This is a genomic window from Sphingomonas sp. R1, from assembly GCF_025960285.1.
Classification (GTDB): Bacteria; Pseudomonadota; Alphaproteobacteria; order Sphingomonadales; family Sphingomonadaceae; genus Sphingomonas.
Map to the genome: position 1 here is coordinate 1496894 of NZ_CP110111.1, position 14789 is coordinate 1511682.

Annotated in this window: 16 protein-coding genes; 8 read left to right on the forward strand and 8 right to left on the reverse strand. The window is 69.7% G+C overall.

Annotation, left to right across the window (positions count from 1 at the left end; translation table 11 throughout):
• The first annotated feature begins 81 nt into the window (after positions 1-81).
• Complete coding sequence (locus tag OIM94_RS07235) at positions 82-717, forward strand: hypothetical protein (RefSeq protein ID WP_264609396.1); 636 nt, start codon at positions 82-84, stop codon at positions 715-717.
• Between the two features lie 39 nt (positions 718-756).
• Here the strand turns inward: OIM94_RS07235 and OIM94_RS07240 are convergent, their stop codons facing one another.
• The 4 genes from OIM94_RS07240 to gspL form a co-directional block, all read right to left on the reverse strand.
• Positions 757-1983: a type II secretion system F family protein gene (locus tag OIM94_RS07240; RefSeq protein WP_264609397.1), complete on the reverse strand. Its 1227-nt coding sequence runs from the start codon at positions 1981-1983 to the stop codon at positions 757-759.
• Positions 1984-2137: 154 nt separating this feature from the next.
• Positions 2138-3604 carry a type II secretion system ATPase GspE gene (gspE, locus tag OIM94_RS07245; protein ID WP_264609398.1) on the reverse strand — a complete coding sequence of 489 codons (1467 nt, stop codon included), beginning with the start codon at positions 3602-3604 and terminating at the stop codon, positions 2138-2140.
• Positions 3601-4101, reverse strand: coding sequence for a type II secretion system protein M (locus tag OIM94_RS07250; protein WP_264609399.1), 501 nt, complete (start codon positions 4099-4101; stop codon positions 3601-3603). The genes gspE and OIM94_RS07250 overlap by 4 nt, the downstream gene beginning before the upstream one ends.
• Entirely contained in the window at positions 4098-5213 is a 1116-nt protein-coding gene (gene gspL, locus OIM94_RS07255) for a type II secretion system protein GspL (RefSeq protein ID WP_264609400.1), read from the reverse strand. Before gspL ends, OIM94_RS07250 begins: the two co-directional genes overlap by 4 nt.
• 33 nt (positions 5214-5246) lie before the next feature.
• On the opposite strand from gspL, the gene gspG reads away from it, so the two are divergent.
• The 5 genes from gspG to gspD are packed head-to-tail and all read left to right on the forward strand — an operon-like array spanning position 5247 to position 9474.
• Positions 5247-5729: a type II secretion system major pseudopilin GspG gene (gspG, locus tag OIM94_RS07260; protein WP_264609401.1), complete on the forward strand. Its 483-nt coding sequence runs from the start codon at positions 5247-5249 to the stop codon at positions 5727-5729.
• Positions 5729-6214 (forward strand): GspH/FimT family pseudopilin, encoded by a 486-nt coding sequence (locus OIM94_RS07265; RefSeq protein ID WP_264609402.1) that lies wholly within the window; start codon positions 5729-5731, stop codon positions 6212-6214. The genes gspG and OIM94_RS07265 overlap by 1 nt, the downstream gene beginning before the upstream one ends.
• Positions 6214-6567 carry a type II secretion system minor pseudopilin GspI gene (gene gspI / locus OIM94_RS07270; protein ID WP_264609403.1) on the forward strand — a complete coding sequence of 118 codons (354 nt, stop codon included), beginning with the start codon at positions 6214-6216 and terminating at the stop codon, positions 6565-6567. Before OIM94_RS07265 ends, gspI begins: the two co-directional genes overlap by 1 nt.
• A complete protein-coding gene (locus tag OIM94_RS07275; protein WP_264609404.1) occupies positions 6564-7361 on the forward strand; it encodes a type II secretion system protein N in 798 nt (265 codons plus the stop codon). Before gspI ends, OIM94_RS07275 begins: the two co-directional genes overlap by 4 nt.
• A gap of 13 nt (positions 7362-7374) precedes the next feature.
• Entirely contained in the window at positions 7375-9474 is a 2100-nt protein-coding gene (gspD, locus tag OIM94_RS07280) for a type II secretion system secretin GspD (RefSeq protein WP_264609405.1), read from the forward strand.
• Here gspD and OIM94_RS07285 read toward each other — a convergent pair.
• The 3 genes from OIM94_RS07285 to OIM94_RS07295 are packed head-to-tail and all read right to left on the reverse strand — an operon-like array spanning position 9468 to position 10950.
• Positions 9468-9893 (reverse strand): hypothetical protein, encoded by a 426-nt coding sequence (locus OIM94_RS07285; RefSeq protein ID WP_264609406.1) that lies wholly within the window; start codon positions 9891-9893, stop codon positions 9468-9470. The two genes, gspD and OIM94_RS07285, sit on opposite strands and share 7 nt — an antisense overlap.
• Positions 9890-10345 (reverse strand): type II secretion system protein M, encoded by a 456-nt coding sequence (locus OIM94_RS07290; protein WP_264609407.1) that lies wholly within the window; start codon positions 10343-10345, stop codon positions 9890-9892. Before OIM94_RS07290 ends, OIM94_RS07285 begins: the two co-directional genes overlap by 4 nt.
• Positions 10342-10950 carry a hypothetical protein gene (locus OIM94_RS07295; protein WP_264609408.1) on the reverse strand — a complete coding sequence of 203 codons (609 nt, stop codon included), beginning with the start codon at positions 10948-10950 and terminating at the stop codon, positions 10342-10344. Before OIM94_RS07295 ends, OIM94_RS07290 begins: the two co-directional genes overlap by 4 nt.
• Before the next feature lie 93 nt (positions 10951-11043).
• On the opposite strand from OIM94_RS07295, the gene OIM94_RS07300 reads away from it, so the two are divergent.
• Both OIM94_RS07300 and OIM94_RS07305 read left to right on the forward strand, forming a co-directional pair.
• Positions 11044-13518, forward strand: a complete 2475-nt coding sequence (locus OIM94_RS07300; RefSeq protein ID WP_264609409.1) for a PhoX family protein — start codon at positions 11044-11046, stop codon at positions 13516-13518.
• 228 nt (positions 13519-13746) lie between these two features.
• Positions 13747-14376, forward strand: coding sequence for a DJ-1/PfpI family protein (locus OIM94_RS07305; RefSeq protein WP_264609410.1), 630 nt, complete (start codon positions 13747-13749; stop codon positions 14374-14376).
• Here the strand turns inward: OIM94_RS07305 and OIM94_RS07310 are convergent.
• Entirely contained in the window at positions 14357-14725 is a 369-nt protein-coding gene (locus OIM94_RS07310; protein WP_264609411.1) for a hypothetical protein, read from the reverse strand. The two genes, OIM94_RS07305 and OIM94_RS07310, sit on opposite strands and share 20 nt — an antisense overlap.
• Positions 14726-14789 lie beyond the last annotated feature (64 nt).

Consider the following 14789-nt stretch of genomic DNA (forward strand, 5'->3'; position numbering starts at 1 on the left):
CGAACTCCGGATTCAGCGAGTGAGGCACGGCGGCGTCTTATCCTCTTCGCCGGGCTGGGCATAGGGGCCTATGCGCTTGCCATGCTGGCCACCGCACCGGCGAGCCTGCTCGTCCGAAACGTGCCGTGGCGCAGCGGCGTGGCGGGGACGATCTGGAACGGCGAAGTCGGCGTGGCGGGCGGCAGCAAGCTCGAATGGCAGATGGCGCCGCTACGGTCGCTGACCAGCCTGGGTTTCGCCGCGGACTGGAAGGCGAGCGGGCCGGACACCGATCTCGGCGGCCGCGCGCTGGTGCATCTCGGGGGACGCACGGTGCTGGACCATGTCAGCGGGGCGGCAGACGCCAGCCTGCTGCAGGCGGTTCAGCCCGATCTGCCGTTCACCTGCCAGCTCGTGATGCAGGTCGAGATGGCGAAGATCGCGGTGCGCGGCGGCGCGCAGATGCTGGACGGCAAGGTGACGACCGATCCGGGCGCATGCCGGCCGAAAAGCGCCGGCGGCGCAGCGACCGCCGTGCCGGCGTTCCTGCTGACGGCCGAGCATATCGGCCCGCGCACGACGATTCGGCTGACCCCCGCCACGCAGCGGCGGCAGGTCCTGCTGGATGCGGTGCTGGGCGAAGACGGCACGCTCGATCTGGGCGTGAGCAAGGACGGAGCGGCGGCCCTGCCCTTCGTCGGCCTGCCAGGCGGCGCGAGGATCCAGGGCAAGATGTGAAACAAAGTCTCCGCCCGCGTTATGGGCGGAGGCTCTTGTTCAAACCCCCACCAGGTTGTTGAGGTTGATGATCGGCAGCAGGATCGCCAGCACCATCAGCAGCACGAGCCCGCCCATCACCAGCAGCACCAGCGGCTCGACCAGTGCGACCAGCGTGGAAACCAGCGCATCCAGTTCGCGCTCCAACTCGCCCGAGGCGCGGCCGAGCGCGGGCGCGAGCTTGCCGGAGCTCTCGCCCGAGGCGACGATCGCCACCAGCATCGAGGGGAAGATGTCCGCTTCCTGCATCGCCGCGCGCAGGCTGATGCCCTCGCGTACGCGCATCGCCACCCCCAGGGCCCTTTCGCGCACAAAATGATTGGGCGTAACCGCGGCCGCGGCGTGCAGCGCCTCGACCAGGGGCACCGCGCTGCCCACCAGGGTCGCCAGGCTGCCCGCGAAGCGCGCGGCGTTCATCTGCCGGCTGAAGCGACGAAATGGGCGGCGCTCGGCGAAAAAGCGGTGGACGCGCAGCCGGTTGGACGGCACTCGCAGCCACCGGCCGAACGCCACGATGCCGATGCCGATCGCCACCAGCAGGTACAGGCCGAAAGCCTGCAGGAACGCACTGATGGCGATCAGCGCGCGCGTCAGCAGCGGCAGGTCCGCCCCGCGCGAGACGAATACCTTCACGATGTCCGGCACGACATAGACCATCAGCAGCACCATCATGCCGACCGATACGAGCGCCAGCAGCGCCGGATAGAGCAGCGCCAGTTGCAGCTTCTGGCCGTTTGCCTGCCGATTCTCGACGAACTCGGCGAGGTGGTTGAGCACGTCCGGCAAGCGCCCCGAGGCCTCACCGGCCGAGACCGAGGCGCGGTAGAATTCGGGAAATGCCTTGGGATGCTGCGCGAGCGCGGCGGCGAAGCTGCGACCGTCGAGGATCGCGCCGCGCACGTCGAGCAGCAGCGAGCTTACCGAAGGCTGCTCGGACTGGGTGGCGACGAGGCGCAGGGCCTCCTCGATCGCGATGTCCGAGCCGACAAGCGTCGAGATCTGTCGGGTGACGGTGGCGAGCGCGCGGGCACTCACGCCGCTGCGTCCGAAGCGCGGCAGCGTGATCGATCCGATCGAGCGGCCGCGATCGGCGGCGGGTTCGACCGAAAGCGGCAGCAGCGCCTGCTCCCGCAGCAGCGCGCGGGCGGCGGCGGCGCTGGAGGCCTCGATCACGCCGCGCTTGGCGGCACCGGTGCGATCCGCGGCGCGATAGGCGAAGGCGGGCATCAGATCCTCCCCTGCAAGGGGAGGGGTACCGCGCCGAAGGGGTGGTAGAGGGGTGTCCCGGCTGCCGTGAAGGGTCGCCTTCCCTGAGGGAGACACGCCTGCAGCGCGCTGGTCCGCGCCACCTCCCCTTGCCGGGGAGGATATAAGGCTGACCTCACGCCTCGTCCCTCACGACGCGAGCGACTTCTTCCACCGTCGTCACCCCGGCCTGGAGCTTGGCGACGCCGTCGTCGAGCAAGCTCGGATTGTCGGCCCGCGCATGGCGTTCGATGTCCGCCTCGCTGGCGCCGTCATGGATCAACTTCTGGAACGCATCGTCCACCGCGACGACCTCGTAGAGCCCTGCCCGTCCGCGATAGCCCTCGTCATGGCACTGGTCGCAGCCGACCGCGCGCCATACCGGCGCGCCTGCTGCCAGCGCCCCGCCGAGCAACAGCGAATCCGCTTCGCTCGCCACGTCCTCGCGGCGACAGTTGGGGCACAGCCGCCGCACCAGCCGCTGCGCGCACAGCCCGACGACCATGGGCGCGAGCAGATAGCGTTCCACCCCCATGTCGATCAGCCGGGTCACCGAGCCCACCGCACTGTTGGTGTGCAGTGTCGAGAGGACGAAATGCCCGGTCATCGCCGAGCGCACCGCCACCTGCGCGGTTTCCTGGTCGCGGATCTCGCCGACCATGATCACGTCCGGATCCTGGCGCAGGATCGCGCGCAGGCCGCGCGCAAAGGTCATGTCGGTGCGCGGATTGACCTGAGTCTGCGCGACGCCCGGCAGCTCATATTCGATCGGATCCTCGACCGTCATCACGTTGCGCTTGCGATCGTTGAGCCGGGTGAGCGCGGTGTACAGCGTCGTCGTCTTGCCCGAGCCCGTCGGCCCGGTGACGAGCAGGATGCCGTGCGGCCGCTCGAGCAGCCGGCCGAACACTGCCTGATCGCGCTCGCTCATGCCCAAGCCGGACAGATCAAGCTTGAGCGAGCCCTTCTCCAGCAAACGCAGCACCACCCGCTCGCCATGCTGGGTCGGAATGGTGGAGACGCGGGCATCGACGTCGTGCCCGCCGATGCGCAGCGTCACGCGGCCATCCTGCGGCACGCGCCGCTCCGCAATGTCGAGCTTGGCCATCACCTTGATGCGGCTGACCAGCAGCGGCGCCAGTGCGCGCGGCGGCTCGATCATGTCGCGCAGCACGCCGTCGATACGAAAACGGACGACGAGCCGCTTCTCCTGCGTCTCGACATGCACATCCGACGCGCCTTCCTTCACCGCCTCCATCAGCAGCGCGTTGATCAGGCGGATGACCGGCGCATCGTCACGGGTGTCGAGCAGATCGTCGACGCTCGCGGCGCTGTCGGCCAACGCGGCGAGGTCCATGTCGCCGAGATCGATATCGGCCGCCGCGCCCCCGGCCCCGCCATAGGCCTGGCCCAGCGCGGTATCGAAGGCAGGCCCTTCCAGCCTTACAAAGCGCGCGCCGGGCGCCAGCCGCTGCACTTCCAGCAGCCCTTCCAGCGGCGCATCGGCACGGTGGACACACTCAATGCCCTCGCCGTTCGTGCGCAGCAGCACGCCGTGGCGGCGGGCGAAACTGTACGGCAGGGTCGGCAGATCGATAATCACTGGCCCAGTTCCACCTGAGCGGAGACATGGCCCGGCACCGCCAGTCGCTGCAGGGTGATGCGCCGGACACGCAAGTCGCTGGTCGTGGTGACGTCCGCCAGCCAGTGCACCAGCGAGTCGTAGCTCGCATCGGCGACGGTCACCCGGGTACCGGCCGGCATCGGGGAAGTGCTCGGCACCACCCCGAAGGCGGCCGCCGATTGGGTGGCGATGGCATCGGGTGCACCGGTGCGATGTTGCGGCTTTACCGAGCTGAGCGTGCCCGCCGCACGAATGCGGGCGTTCAGCGTCTCGTAGGTGCGGATGTCAGCGAGCGCCGCGGCACGGGCGCCCTGGATCGGCTTCACGATGCCATAGATCAGCACCACCGCGACGAGCAGCACCGCCAGCCCGGCCAGCAGCGTCCGCTCGCGCGCGGTGCGTGCCTGCCACCAGCCGTCGGAGCGGGACAGGCCGGCGTCGAGCGTCGGCAACTGGGTGCGAATAAAGTCTCTCATGCCGCGCTCGCCGTAATGCGGATGGCCCCGTCTGGCGAGGCCGTTGCTTGCCCGCGGATGCGCCCCGCCTTGAGCGCATCGGCGATGCGTGCGGCGAGATCCGGAACGCCGGGGTCGCAATCCATCGTCAGAACATTGCCCTCATAGCGTATCGCCCGAACCGTCACGCTGCCTGCGAGCGGCGCGAGCGCGGCGGAAAGCCGGGCAAGCAGGGGCACGAACCGATCGGGCGCACGGCCCCCGCCGGTCGGCAGCAGATCGGTTACCGTCGCCTTGAGGTCGCCGCTGAGATCGGTGCCCGGCGCCGCCACCGAAACCAGCGCCCGCGTCTCGGCCGCACGGCGATTCGCGATCACGCGCAGCATCAGCGTGTCGCCGCCCGCGATCAGGATATGCGCCGCGGCACCGATGCCGAGGATCCAGCCCAGCCGGCGCCAGCCGCTCGACACCCGTTCGGGCCGGGACGCGAAGGCATCTTGGCGGAGATTCAGCTCGGCGATCGCCACCTCTGCCCGCGCGTCCGCATCCCGGAGGTCGGCAGTGGTCGCATGAACGGCCAGGTCGCCGGCCAGCGGCTGACCCAGCGCATGCAGCCGCGGTCGGCCGGCGGCTTCCCAGGCAGCGGCCAGCAGCGCGGCAGGAATTGCGAAGCCGGTGCCGTCGGCGGCCAATACCAGCGCGCGCGCCTCGCGCACCTCGACCGCCCAGCCTTCCACCGGGCGGGGGAGCAGCAGCACGTCCGGCACCATCGGCGCGGCGCCGAGCCCATGGGCCTCGGCCAACGCGACCCACTCGGCCATCGTCTCGGCATGCACGACGCCGACCAGATACCGGCTGGGCGCATCGGCGGGTGCGGTGCGCGCGCCGAGCGCCAGATGGAGCGACTCGATCGGCTCGGCCACCTGATCCTCGATGGCAAAGGGCAGCGCGGCCAGTCGCCGGGCGCGATTCGGCAACGGCAGATCGACGGCGAGCAGCCGGACCCGCTCGGTCGGCACGAGGATGGTTGCGGGTCCCTCGGCGGAGACTATGATCAGCCGGTCGCCCGCCAGCGTCCACACACCCCCGGCGTGCGGCGGCGGCAGATCCGGCGTTCGGACGCCGCGTGTCATAGAAGCTTCATGGGTAGGACGCATGAGGCAGGGATGCGCATAGTTTTGAAACCATTTTGTGACATCGCATCGCAGCGCGCCCCGCGCAAGCTCCGCCAGGTCGGCGAGCATGAAGCCGGGCTGACGCTGATCGAGATGCTGATCGTGCTGGTGATCATCGCCGTGGTCGCCGGGCTCATCACCGCCAACGTGATCAACCGGCCGGACGAGGCGCGGGTGACCACCACCAAGGGCAACATCTCCAGCATCGAAGGTGCGCTGAAGATGTATCGCCTCGACAATGGCGATTACCCCAGCACCGACCAGGGCCTGAAGGCGCTGGTCGAAAAGCCCACCATTCCGCCGGTGCCGGCGAACTGGGCGCAGGGCGGCTACCTCTCGGCCGCGCCGCTCGATGCATGGGGCAAGCCCTACGAATACAAGGCCGAGGGCGGCGGATTCACGATTCGCTCGTTCGGCAAGGACGGCAAGCCCGGCGGCGAAGGCGTGGACGCCGACATCGAAGGCAAGGGCTGATGCCGCGCGGGGGGGCCGGCAGCGGTGCGCGTTCCGCCTCCCAGGCGGGCATGACGCTGATCGAGATGCTGATCGTCCTCGTGATCATCGGCGTCGCGGCGAGTGCGGTGACGCTGGGGATCGGCGCTGCCACCCGCAAGCCGAGCGTGGAAACCGAGGCGCGCCGCCTCGCCGCGCGGCTGCAGGCGGCCGCCGACGATGCCATGCTCGGCGATCGGCTGGTCGCCTTCACGGCCCAGGCGCATGGCTATGGCTTTGCGACCGTCGCCGCCAACGGCAAACTTGCGCCGCGCGTCGATGACGAGTTCGCGCCGCATACGCTCCCCTCGGGTATCACCCTCACGCTCGATACCCGGCCGCCGGTTGTTCTCGGCGTCGACGGATCGGGCAAGCCGATGGCGGCGACGATCGAGAATGGCAGCCAGCGCTGGCTGGTTCGCTATGACGGGCTGACCGCGACCGCGACGCCGGCACCGACCTCCTGATGCGCGACGACGAACAGGGCTTCTCGCTGATCGAGGCGCTGGTGGCGTTGGCGGTGCTCGCCATCGCGACGGTGGGGCTGATGCGGACGGTGCAGAGTCACATCGATTCGACGCGCGGCGTGGAGCGGCGGGCAGCCGCCATGTGGGTCGCCGAGAATCACCTCGCAGAACTGGAAGCCGGGATCGCCGGCGAACCGCAGGTAGAGATGCTCGGCGAGCGCTGGCGAATCGCCGTCGACAAGCGCAGCACCGACGATCCCGAAATCGTGCGCGTGCGCATCAACGTGTTTCCCGCCGCCGAGAAGACGCCGCTTGCATCGCTCGACGGCTTCGTGGACGGACGCAAGGGATGACCCGCCTCGCTCTCACCCCGCGCCAGACGCGCACCGCGCTCGATCTTCTGACCGGCGCGATGGTCGTATCCGTCGCCGTTGCGCTAGCAGGACTCACCTGGCGGATCGCAGGCCATGCCGGCACCGGCGCGATCACCGTGCCGTCCGGTCGCAGCGGCCCGGCCGCCCTGCCCGACATGGCGCCAGCGATCGCGCTCGCCCCGTTCGGCAAGCCGGTGGTCGTCGACGCTCCGCAGCCGACCACGCTGCCGCTGGAACTGAAGGGGATCGTCGCCGCGATTCCGGCCGATCTTTCCACCGCCTTCATCGCGGTGAGCGGGGCGCCGGCCACGGCCTTCCATGTCGGCCAGGCGGTGAACGGCGCCACGATCGCGGCGATCCAGCGCGATCGCGTGCTGTTCGACAATGGCGGCCGGCGCGAGTTCCTTGCCTTCCCCGATCCCAGCCTTTCGCCCGAGCAACGCCAGGCCGCGGCCGCGGCCCCGCCCCCGCCGCAGGGGCCGCCCTCCGCCGCGGGAGCCCCGCCGGCGCCGCCCGCCGGCCCGCTGCCGGGCAACAGCGCCGCCGCGCTCCAGAAGCTCGGCGCGACGCCGACGCCGGAAGGATTCCGCATCGGCAGCAACGGTCCGCCGGGCATGCAGGCGGGAGACGTGATCACCTCGGTCAACGGCACCGCGCTTACCGATACCCAGGCCGCCAATGCCGCCTTCGCCGCCGCCCAGCAGAGCGGCTCGGCCCAGGTCCAGATCCTGCGCGACGGACGGCGGATCACGCTGACCGTCCCGCTGCACTAGAAGAGAGAACCCCGTGAAGATTCGCCCCGCCCTCGCCTGCCTTGCGCTCGCGCCGATGCTCCTGGATCCGGTGCTGGTCGCCGCCCAGACCGCCGCCGCGCCGCAGGACGCCGCCGATGTGGTGATCAACATGCGCGGGGTGGAAATCGCCGATGTCGCAGACCAGATCTCGCGGATCACCGGCCGGACGCTGATCTTGGATCCGGCGGTGAAGGGCGTCGTGACGGTCACCTCGTCCAGCCCGCTGACCCCCGGCGGCGTGTGGGACCTGTTCCAGTCGGTGCTGCGCGCCAATGGCTATGCCGCGGTGCGCTCGGGCCGTGCGTGGCGGATCGTACCCGCCGCCAATGCGGTGCGTGACGGTGGCCTGCCCGCCCGCGGTGCAGCGGGGCAGGAGCTGATGACGCGAATGGTGCGGCTGTCCAACGTCCCCTCGGCCGACGCCGCGCGCATCGCCCGACCGCTGGTCGCGCAGTTCGGCAGCGTCGAACCGCTCACCGCGCCGAACGCGATCGTGATCACCGATTATGCGGACAATGTGCGCCGGATCGAATCGATCGTCCGCCAGCTGGACGGCGGCGGCGGCGCGACCTTTGCCGCCATCGCGTTGAAGAACGGCAGCGCACCCGCCGTCGCACAGGCCGTGCAGAACGTGTTGGGCGGGGATTCCGGTGCGGGCACCCGCGTCGCGGCAGACGAGCGCAGCAACACGGTCATCCTGCGCGGCACCCCGGCGGCGGTTGCGGAGGGGCGCCGCATCGTCGCCTCGCTCGATCTGCCGGGCGGCTCGACGCCGATCACCCGCATGTTCCGGCTGAATTATGCCGATGCCGAGACAGTGACCGACGTGCTGCGCGGCGTGCTGGGCCTAGGCGACAGCACCGACAATGCCGTGGCGAACAGCCTCTCGTCCGGTGCGAGCAATCCCTTCTCCCGACTGTCCTCGCAAAGCAGCCTTTCCGGCAGCGCCAGCGGTGCCGCCGCGCTGTCCGCGGGCACTACCGGCATGGCCAGTGGGACCAGCGCTACCGGCGTCCAGTCCGCCACCGGCACCACGACGCCGATGATGCAGTCGACCACCCCCAAGACGCCCAAGGGGTTCGCCACGCCCGATCTGACGGTACAGCCGGCCCCCGAACTGAACGCCATCGTCGTGCGCGGTGCGCCCAGCGCGATCGCTTCGATCGAACCCTTGGTTCGCGATCTGGACGTGCGTCGCCCGCAGGTGCTGATCGAAGCCGCGATCGCCGAGATCACCGGCGACGATGCCGAGGCGCTGGCGGTACAGCTTGGTACCAGCGGCGCGGTGCTGAACCGGGTCACCGGCGCGGCCACCTCGTTCAATGCGGGCGGCACCTCGCTGGGCGCGGTCCTCACCGCGCTGGGCGTGCCCGCCGGATCGCTGCTCGGCACAGGCGCCAGCGGCTTCACCGGCAATTTCAAGATCGGCGACGATTTCTCGGTGCTGCTCCAGGCGCTGGGCACCTCGAGCCGGGCCAACCTGCTCTCCACGCCGCAGATCACCGTGCTCGACAATGTCGCCGGGGAGTTCATCGCCGGCCAGAACGTGCCGTTCGTGACCGGCTCGATCCTCACCAACTCCAGCTCGGCGACCCCCTACACCACGATCGAGCGCAAGGATGTGGGCATCACGCTCCGTGTCCTGCCGCGGATTAACGCCGGCGACACGATCCGCCTACAGGTGAATCAGGAAGCCTCGGCAATCGCCAGCACCACCGTGTCGCAGGCGTCGGACATCATCACCAACAAGCGCGCGATCAACACCACCGTGCTGGCCGATAACGGCTCCACCATCGTGCTGGGCGGCCTGACCGCCGACGATTATCAGGATACGCGCCAGCAGGTGCCGGTGCTGGGCAACATCCCGTTGATCGGCGAGCTGTTCAAGAGTCGGAAGGAGCAGCACCAGAAGCGGACGCTGTTCATTTTCCTCAAGCCGACGATCCTGCGCGACGGCGCCGATGCCAGCGCGGCAGCGAAGGACCGCTATGCCCGCCTCCGTGCCGACGAGGCGGAGAATGGCAAGCGCAACAGCCTGCTGCTCGCCCCACCGCCGGCGCGCCTGAAGGTAGAGATCGACGGGATCTACTGAGCCGGCAGCTCGGGATCGACGGCGGGCAGCGGCACCCGCGCCTGCTGGCCGCCGCGCCGGAACAGCGCGGCGTCGATCGACAGTGATTCCAGTGTCCAACCGTCGACGCTGTCGCCGACCGCCAGACTGCGGCTGCTCCCCTGCGCGGTGCGAACCAGCGCCACCGCGTCGCTGCCGAGGCGCCCCACGATGCCCGTGAGCTGCGGTGCATCCGCCGGCAGGGCAGCCTCGACGGGCGCGGCGAACAACGACCGATCGAAAACGTGGCGAAGGGGCGGTGTCACCGGCGCAGCGAGCGGCGGCAGCACGCGGGCGGGCATGGGTGGCTTCGACCTGCCGGGCGCGAGCAGGAACACCGGCAGCAGCAGGGCAAGCGAAGCAGCCGCGCCCAGCGCGAGCTTCAGCGAACGCGGGATCATCGCGTCGCCCCGATCAGCACGCCGCTGAGCCGCACGCCACCGCCTTCCGCCGGCTCGACCCGCCAACGCTGGAATCGGAGCAGCGGCCGCTCTCGCTCGATCGCATCGGCAAGCGCGATCACGGCCTTTTCCGGCCCCGAAACGCGCAGCGACACCGCGATCAGCGGCATAGGCGCCGGCGCAGGTTCGATCGCCTCCACCAACACACCACCGCCGCGCGCAACGCGCTCGATCCGCTGCCGCACGGCAGAGCCGGCGCCCGCTGCAGGGAAGGCCAGTTCGGGGCGCAGCACCGCCGCCCGCGAAATCGGGGCCGCCATCGCCGCCTCGGCGGCAGAGCGGGCCGCCCGCGCCTTTGCCAGCGCGCCGAGCGCCGCGCCGGTCCAGGGCGCGAGCAGCGCCGCCAAGAGCAGGCCGGCAAGTGCGCCCCACAGCATGTCCCGGCCCTTCATCGCGCACTCTGGCGGAAGAGCACGAGGGTCCGGCCCTCCCCCTCGCGCTGGCGCACGTCGCGCAGGCCCGCGAGCGCGGGCTGGCGCCGCATGGCGCCGCGCAGCGCATCGGGGTCGCTCGTCGCCACGTCGATCTCGAGGCGGCCGTCCTCGGCACGCTCGGCACGCGCCAGCGTGTCCTCCGGCGGCAAGGCAGCGGACACTTGGTCCAGCAGCGCCGCTGGACCCGGCTGCGTGATTGCCGCGCCGAGCAGCACGCGGGCCTTCTCCCGCTCCTGCTCGGCCGCGCGGCGGGGCGCCAGCTGCGATTCCAACCCGGTAGCGACCTTCTCGGCGTCGGAGCGCAGCCACGCGGCGCCCGCGATGGTCGCCAGCGGCCCGGCTGCGATCAGCGCCGCCAGCGCCGCGGCGGCCCATCGCGGATGGGTGTCGCCGGCCTGATCGCTGTTGCCCGACGCGCTCGTCGGGCGCCGCAACAGGGCCACCAGCCGCCCTGCCAGGCTGGGAGGCTGCGGATCGGGAGGAGACGCATCGGACATGCTGCGCCGCTTAGCCCGAAGTCGCCGCTTGGCAAGTGTCACATAGGCGTCGCGATTTCGTCTCACCTGCGTAATCCACAGGCCATCAGCACTTCACGCGCCTTCCCCATGGGACAAGGGTCCCGGGCCGATCACGCCCGGCCGCAAAAGGGGAACCCGATGACCGACCTGATCGAGACGCCGTTCGGCTATAGCGACGGCGATGTGGACACCAATCGCAGTGGTGCGGTAACGCTCAACGAACTGGCCGACCAGCGCTATTCGCGTCGCACGCTGCTGCGCGGCTCGAGCGCGATCGTCGCCGCGACGATGGGCGGCTCGCTGCTCGCGGCGTGCGACAGCAGCAACGATTTCAATAACGATGCCGCCCCCACCGTCTCGGCAGGCGCCGTCGGCACCACCGCCTCGGGCCGCACCGTGACGCTCGCCGGCACGGCCAGCGACGACAAGGGAGTCGGCTCGGTCGCGTGGACGCAGACGAGCGGCCCCTCGGTCACCCTTACTGGCGCGAACACCAACACCGCGACCTTCCTCGCGCCGGTGGTCAGCACTGCCACCACTCTCACCTTCCAGTTCGCCGCTGCCGACAATGGCGGCAAGACTGCGGTCTCGACCACCACGGTGACCATCAACCCGCCTGCCCTCGGCTTTACCGCCGTGGCCAAGAACAAGCTCGACGTGGTGACCGTGCCCACCGGCTACACCGTCGGCGTGATCAACCGCACCGGCGATCCGATCGCCGCCAGCGTGCCCGCCTACAAGAATGACGGCACCGACACCAATTTCGCCCAGCGCATCGGCGATCATGGCGACGCGCTCTACTGGTACGGCCTGAACGCCGACGGCACCGCGCGCGATGCGACCAGCTCGACCCGCGGCCTGCTCGTGCAGAACCACGAGAACATCAACCAGCAGTATCTGCACGTGAACGGCGCGACGTCCGTGAACGGCGCGCGTCCGGAAGGCGAAGCGCAGAAGGAAATCGACTGCCACGGCGTGTCGGTCACCGAAGCCAGCGAAGGCACCGGCCGCGTCTGGAGCGTGAAGCAGGATTCCGCCTATAACCGCCGCATCACGCCCGCGACCCCGATGGTGTTCAACGGCCCGGCGCGGGGCTCGGATCTGCTCAAGACCGTGTTCTCGCCGACCGGCGTGGCCGGGCGCGGCACGATCAACAACTGCGCCAACGGCACCACGCCGTGGGGCACCGCGATCACCTGCGAGGAAAACTGGGCCGGCTATTTCCGTCGCAGCGGCGACACCGCCAATCGCTCGGCCAAGGAAGTCACTGCGCTCAGCCGCTACGGCGTGACCAGCAGCACCGGCAATTACGGTTGGTCGACCGTCACCCCGGCGGATTCGACGAACACGCTGTTCCGTCGCTGGGACGCGCGCGCCGGCACCGGCACCGCCACCGACGATTTCCGCAACGAGCCCAACCAGTTCGGCTGGATCGTGGAAATCGATCCCTATGCGCCGACCGCGGCACCGCGCAAGCGCACCGCACTCGGCCGCCTTGGCCATGAAGGCTGCTGGCCGGGCGCGTTCGTGGTCGGTCGCAAGCCGGCCTGGTACATGGGCGACGATTCCCGTCGCGAATATATCTACAAGTTCGTCTCGGCCACGGCCTGGGTCGCCGCCGATGCCAGCGCATCCGATCGCCTCGCGATCGGCGACAAGTATCTGGACAACGGCACGCTCTACGTCGCCCGGTTCAACGCCGACGGCACCGGCAGCTGGCTGCCCTTGGTGTTCGGCCAGAACGGCATCGACGCGAACAACGCCACCTACGCCTTCGCCAACCAGGCGGACGTGCTGGTGAACGCCCGCCTTGCGGCCGACGTGCTGGGCGCCACGCCGATGGATCGCCCGGAATGGACCGCGGTGAACCCGGTGACCGGCGAAATCTACGTCACCCTCACCAACAACAACGCCGCCGGCCGCCCGCTCACCGGCACGGACGCCGCCAACCCGCGCCACTATAACGACCCCTATGGCACGGCGAAGACGGCGCAGTACGGCAACCCGAACGGCCACATCATCCGCATGAAGGAAGCCAATACCGAGGCGACCACCTTTACCTGGGACATCTATGCCTTCGGTGCCGGTGCGGATCTCGACAAGGCCAACATCAACCTGTCGTCGCTCGATGACAGCAACGACTTCTCCAGCCCCGACGGCATGGCCTTTGCCCGGACCACCCATGCGGGTGGCCAGGTCAACCCGCTGATGTGGCTGCAGACCGATGACGGCGCCTATACCGACGTCACCAACTGCATGATGCTGGCCGCCCAGCCGGGCACCGTCGGCGACGGCGGCGCGCGGACGATCACCAACACCGGTTCCACCGGTGCCACCGCCACCCAGGCGACCCGCATCGGCGCTGCACCGGGCACCAATCTGCGCCGCTTCCTCGTCGGTCCCGTCGAGTGCGAGATCACCGGCGTGGACTCGACGCCGGACGGCCGCACGCTGTTCGTCGGAATCCAGCATCCTGGCGAGAACGGCACCCCCGCGGCGCCGAGCAGCAAGTGGCCGGACAGCCAGGCCGGCGGCACCGTCGCCGCGACCGTGCGCCCGCGCTCGGCGGTGGTGGTCATCACCAAGAATGACGGCGGCGTCGTCGGCCTCTGAGGTCCGGCGTGACTGCTTCGGAGGGAGGCCGCAAGGTCTCCCTCTTGCTTTGCAGACCCGGCTGCCGCCGCACCCGCCGGTTCTGCCTGCAGTCCCAGGGCCTAAATCGGCGCTGTTCTGTGACGCCGCCAAAAAAGGCCGTTGACGCCAGGTCGATCGCAGCCCCTTCCGCGCACCCGTGCAGCGCCCTACACCCCTGGAACATCCAGCGGCCAGAAAGGGCTATTGATGCAAATCGCGGTGCTGACGTTCGACGGCTTCAACGAACTGGATTCGTTCATCGCCGCCGCGATCCTCAATCGCCTGCGCGCCCAGGGCTGGGAAGCCTACATCACCTCCCCCACCGAAGAAGTGACCTCGATGAACGGCGTCACCGTCCGGCGTCAGAAGCCGCTCGCCTTCGCGGCGGAAGCCGATGCGGTGCTGATCGGCAGCGGGATCAAGACGCGCGAAATCGCCGCGAACGCGGATCTGCTCGGCCAACTTCGGCTCGATCCGGTGCGCCAGCTGATCGGCGCGCAATGTTCGGGAACGCTTCTGCTGGCGAAGCTCGGGCTGATCGGCACCCTGCCCGCCTGCACTGATCTGACGACCAAGCCCTGGGTGATCGACGCTGGGGTCGAAGTGCTGGACGCACCGTTCGTGGCACATGGCAATGTCGCAACCGCGGGCGGGTGCCTCGCCGCCCAGTATCTCGCCGCCTGGTTGATCGCGCGCGGCGCCGGTACCCAGGCCGCGCGCGAGGCGATCCATTATGTCGCGCCCGTCGGCGAGAAGGAGGAGACGGTGGCGCGCGCCCTGCGCGCCGTGTCGCCCTTTCTCCTCGCCGAGGCCGAGCTCAGCGATCGGTGCGGCTGACGATCCTCGCCTCGCCACCGGGCGTGATCGTGATCATGTGGCTGCCAGCGCCCTTGCAGTTCGCGCGCCACAGCGGCAGCCCATCCTGATCCGGCAGGCGCTGCGAGCTTTCGACATGCTCGCAGGGCAGCTTCGCATCGAGGATCGCGCGGATGAACACGACGTTGCGCTGCGCGTCGTTCATCGCGACCACCTGCGCGGCGACATTATTGCCCTCGCTGTCGTTGCCGACCACCGCGTTGCTTTCGGTCGCCGTATCCGCAACCGCATTGCCGGTCGCTTCACTGCCCTTGTTGCAGCCCGCCAGCGCCACCAGGGCGAGGCCGGCAAGAAGGATGCGCGTCGTCATGGTCCCAGTCTCCTGATCGCCCGGCGCAAGAATTTCGCGCCGGGCAGGGTTCAGCATTTCGCCA